Genomic DNA, 3,524 nt, shown 5'->3' on the forward strand with positions numbered 1-3,524 from the left:
CTCAAGGAACGGACGCTTCCTTCGTACTCACCCTTCCGGGCTTTCCTCCGGGCGCTTCCCTTCGGTCTTGCGTTTCCGACTCTATCAGACCCTTTTCCGATCCGATTTCCTCGGTGCTTTCCAGGTTCCCGCTTTTGTTTCGCGGTTTCCTTTCCGGCGGTTCCGACTTTATCAGAAGATTCGAGCCGGTCTGACCGGCCGCTCATTTCCGATTCATCAGGAGATGGCTTCTTCGAAATCGACGTTCCGAGAAGCAGACAGACACTCACTGCTGCCGACCGGACTGGATCCAGTTCCAGGCAACTGTTCGAATCTACCTCCCCGTCTGGTCCGTGTCAACGGTGCCTGCGGGGCGAAGGAGAGACTAACAGCTCGACGGGCGTGCCCGCACATCAGGCGGCCGTGGGGACCGTGGCGCTGCGCTCAACCGCCTCGACGTCGCCTGTCTCTCCGCTGCGCGCTGCCCGGCCGCCCAGGACGAACACGTACAGGAGGAAGGCGAGCTCGGCGAGGATTCCGATGCCGATGCGGGCCCAGGTGGGCAGGCCGGAGGGGGTGACGAAGCCTTCGATGGCGCCGGACACGAAGAGGACCAGGGCGAGACCGATCGCCATGCCGATGGCGGCACGGCCTTCCTCGGCGAGGGCCTTGCGGCGGGTTCGCGGGCCTGGGTCGATGACGGTCCAGCCGAGGCGGAGCCCTGTGCCGGCGGCCACGAAGACCGCGGTCAGTTCGAGCATGCCGTGCGGGAGGACCAGGCCGAGGAAGGTGTCGAGGCGGCCGGCTGAGGACATCAGACCGAAGCCGACGCCGAGGTTGAGCATGTTCTGGAAGAGGATCCAGAGGACGGGCAGGCCGAGAAAGATCCCCAGGATGAGGCACTGGGCCGCGGCCCAGGCGTTGTTCGTCCAGACCTGGGCGGCGAAGGAGGCCGCGGGGTGGCTGGAGTAGTAGGTCTCGTACTGGCCACCTGGGCGGGTGAGTTCACGCAGCTCGGTCGGGGCGGCGATGGACGCCTGTACGTCGGGGTGGGTGCCTATCCACCAGCCCAGGATGATCGCGATGACGGTGGAGATGAGGGCCGTGGGCACCCACCAGCGCCGTGATCGGTAGACGGCCGAGGGGAAACCGTGCGCGAGGAAACGGGTGACGTCTCTCCATGAGGCGCGCCGGGTGCCCGTCACGGCGCTACGCGCGCGTGCCACGAGTTGGCTGAGTCGTCCGGTCAGCTGGGGATCGGGGGCGCTGGACTGGATGAGGGAGAGATGGGTGGCCGTGCGCTGGTAGAGCGCGACGAGTTCGTCGGCCTCGGCTCCGGTGAGGCGCCGGCGTCCGAGGAGGGCGTCGAGGCGGTCCCATTCGGCTCGGTGCGCGGTGACGAAGACGTCGAGGTCCATCGGTCTGCCTGCTCCTCGGCTGCTCGTCGGCGGCTCGTCCTGGATGTCAGCTTGTCGTACTGCGGCGCGATGCGCCCTCAGCTTGGCAGACTGGCCGTTGCGAGGGCAGGCCAGGGGAAGGGCGACGGGCGTGAGTGAGCTGGTGACGGGCGAGGCGGTGGCGCTGGAGTTGCGCCCCGCGAGGCTGCCCAGCAGGGCGCTGGCGGTGTTGCTCGATCTGGTCGTGGCCGTGGCGGTCTATGTGGCCCTGACCATCGCGCTCATCGCCGCCACCGCCTCGCTGGACGACGCGGCTCAGGTCGCCGTGTCGCTCGGGGTGTTCGTCCTGGTCCTCGTCGGTGCTCCGATCGCGGTGGAGACGTTGAGCCATGGGCGTTCCCTCGGGAAGCTGGCGTGCGGACTGAGGGTGGTGCGGGACGACGGCGGCCCGATCCGGTTCCGGCATGCGCTGGTCCGGGGCGGGATCGGTGTGATCGAGATCCTGATGACGTTCGGCGTCATCGCCTGCATCGCCTCGCTCGTGTCGGCTCGCGGGCGGCGGCTCGGGGATGTGTTCGCCGGGACGCTCGTCGTACGGGAGCGGGTGCCTGTCGCGCGCACCGGTTTTCTGCCTCCGCCGCCGCCCTGGCTGGCAGGGCGGTTCTCGGCGCTCGATCTGTCCGCGGTTCCCGACGGGCTGTGGCTCACCGTCCGTCAGTATCTGGCCCGCATGCAGCAGCTGGATCCGCAGGTCGGCTGGGCCATGGCGGAGCGGCTCGCCTCCGATCTCGCGTCTCACACCGGAACGCCGGTTCCGCAGGGTGTTCCGCCGGCGGCCTATCTGGCGGCGGTGCTGCAGGAGCGGCAGGCCCGGGAGGTTCGGCGGGCCTTCGCGAACGGGGCAGGGCCTGGGGCCGGCTCGAATCCGTACGCGGCTCCTTCCGGCGCCACGTACCGAACGTCGTCGCCGCAGCCTGCGGCTCCAGCCGCCACCGGACAGGACGGTCTCGGAGGCCGACCCGCGGCGCCGCAGTCCGCACCTGCTGTATTCGAGGCGCCGACCGGTCAGCCGCCGGCTTCACCAGCCGCCCCGCCAGCGGCCTCGCCGCCCACGGACCGCCCGGCCGCCGAAAGGACGGGGTTCGTGCCTCCGGCCTGACCCTGTGTCCGCTGCGGCCTGACCCTGTGTCCGCTGCGGCCTGACTCCACGGCCTCACGGCGGTTCGTCATAGGGACGCGGCGGCCTGCTCGACACCCCTCGCCCTCACTCGAACGTAGAAGGCGGCGACTCGAGGTCCTCCAGCTCGATTCCGGGCGCCGCGAGGACCACGTCGCCGGCGATGTGCACGACGTGCTGTTCTCCCGTGTCCAAGGCTGTGACCTGGTACTCGTCCACCGTCAGAGGGCCGTTGTCAGTGGCGTGTGCTTCTCTGTTCACCAAGGTCCAGGACTGGTCCACGGTGCGCGGGGCGAGGACGGGATCGGTGAGGGCTACGAGGCGTACGCGGGTTGCCGTGGCGGAAGGGGTGAGGCGCAGGAGACGGGTGGTGGCGATGAGGAATGCGGGGGATGTGCCGGTGAAGGCGTGGGCGCGCACGTTGCCTTCGGTGGCATGGGTCCCGGTCGGGTCCGTACGGACCCAGGTGACGCCGTCCAGGGCGGCGCCGCGTACCTGCCAGTCCGCGGCGTGGAGTTCGAGGCGGATGGGGCGGCCCAGGTCGTCGAGGGTGAGGTCCACGGAGCCGTGGTGGTCGCCCGACGGCGTGGTCAGCCGGGAGACGTAGCGCCAGCCGGAGGGGCCGGGGGCGCACTGGAAGTGTTCTTCGGCGAGGGGGGTGTGATCGTGCGGATCGTGGAGCGAATAACGGCCGCGGGGCATGGGGGTCCTGGGGCATGAGGGCTGGTCCGGCCGACGGACCGGGCGGCCGAAGGGGCAGGCCCCCGACACGGGGGTGCGGGGGCCTGCCTCGGAGGTGGGGCTGCTGGTGAGGGTGTCAGCGCACCGACGCGCTCACCAGCATGCCGTGCCGTACCGCTCGGTGGCGGTGCGGGTCGGTCAGTAGCGGTAGTGGTCGGGCTTGTAGGGGCCTTCGACGTCGACGCCGATGTAGGCGGCCTGCTCGGGGCGCAGCGTGGTGAGCTTGACGC

4 protein-coding genes are annotated in these 3,524 nt (G+C 69.9%); 1 reads left to right on the top strand and 3 read right to left on the bottom strand.

Annotated features, from left to right (window positions below):
* Positions 1 to 392: 392 nt before the first annotated feature.
* Positions 393 to 1,397 (bottom strand): stage II sporulation protein M, encoded by a 1,005-nt coding sequence (locus tag ACWCQ1_RS51750; RefSeq protein ID WP_451030090.1) that lies wholly within the window; start codon positions 1,395 to 1,397, stop codon positions 393 to 395.
* Positions 1,398 to 1,527: 130 nt separating this feature from the next.
* On the opposite strand from ACWCQ1_RS51750, the gene ACWCQ1_RS51755 reads away from it, so the two are divergent.
* Positions 1,528 to 2,535 (top strand): RDD family protein, encoded by a 1,008-nt coding sequence (locus ACWCQ1_RS51755; protein WP_451030091.1) that lies wholly within the window; start codon positions 1,528 to 1,530, stop codon positions 2,533 to 2,535.
* Positions 2,536 to 2,640: 105 nt separating this feature from the next.
* Here the strand turns inward: ACWCQ1_RS51755 and ACWCQ1_RS51760 are convergent, their stop codons facing one another.
* Positions 2,641 to 3,255 (bottom strand): hypothetical protein, encoded by a 615-nt coding sequence (locus ACWCQ1_RS51760; protein ID WP_133050171.1) that lies wholly within the window; start codon positions 3,253 to 3,255, stop codon positions 2,641 to 2,643.
* 177 nt (positions 3,256 to 3,432) lie between these two features.
* Positions 3,433 to 3,524 (bottom strand): adenosylhomocysteinase (locus ACWCQ1_RS51765; protein ID WP_451030092.1); only part of this gene is annotated, 92 nt, incomplete at its 5' end.

The sequence above is a fragment of the Streptomyces sp. NPDC002144 genome (assembly GCF_053593695.1).

Bases quoted from the DNA above. Each gene is read 5' to 3' on its own strand.
- ACWCQ1_RS51750 (WP_451030090.1), bottom strand. From the start codon at position 1,397: ATGGACCTCGACGTCTTCGTCACCGCGCACCGAGCCGAATGGGACCGC.
- ACWCQ1_RS51760 (WP_133050171.1), bottom strand. From the start codon at position 3,255: ATGCCCCGCGGCCGTTATTCGCTCCACGATCCGCACGATCACACCCCC.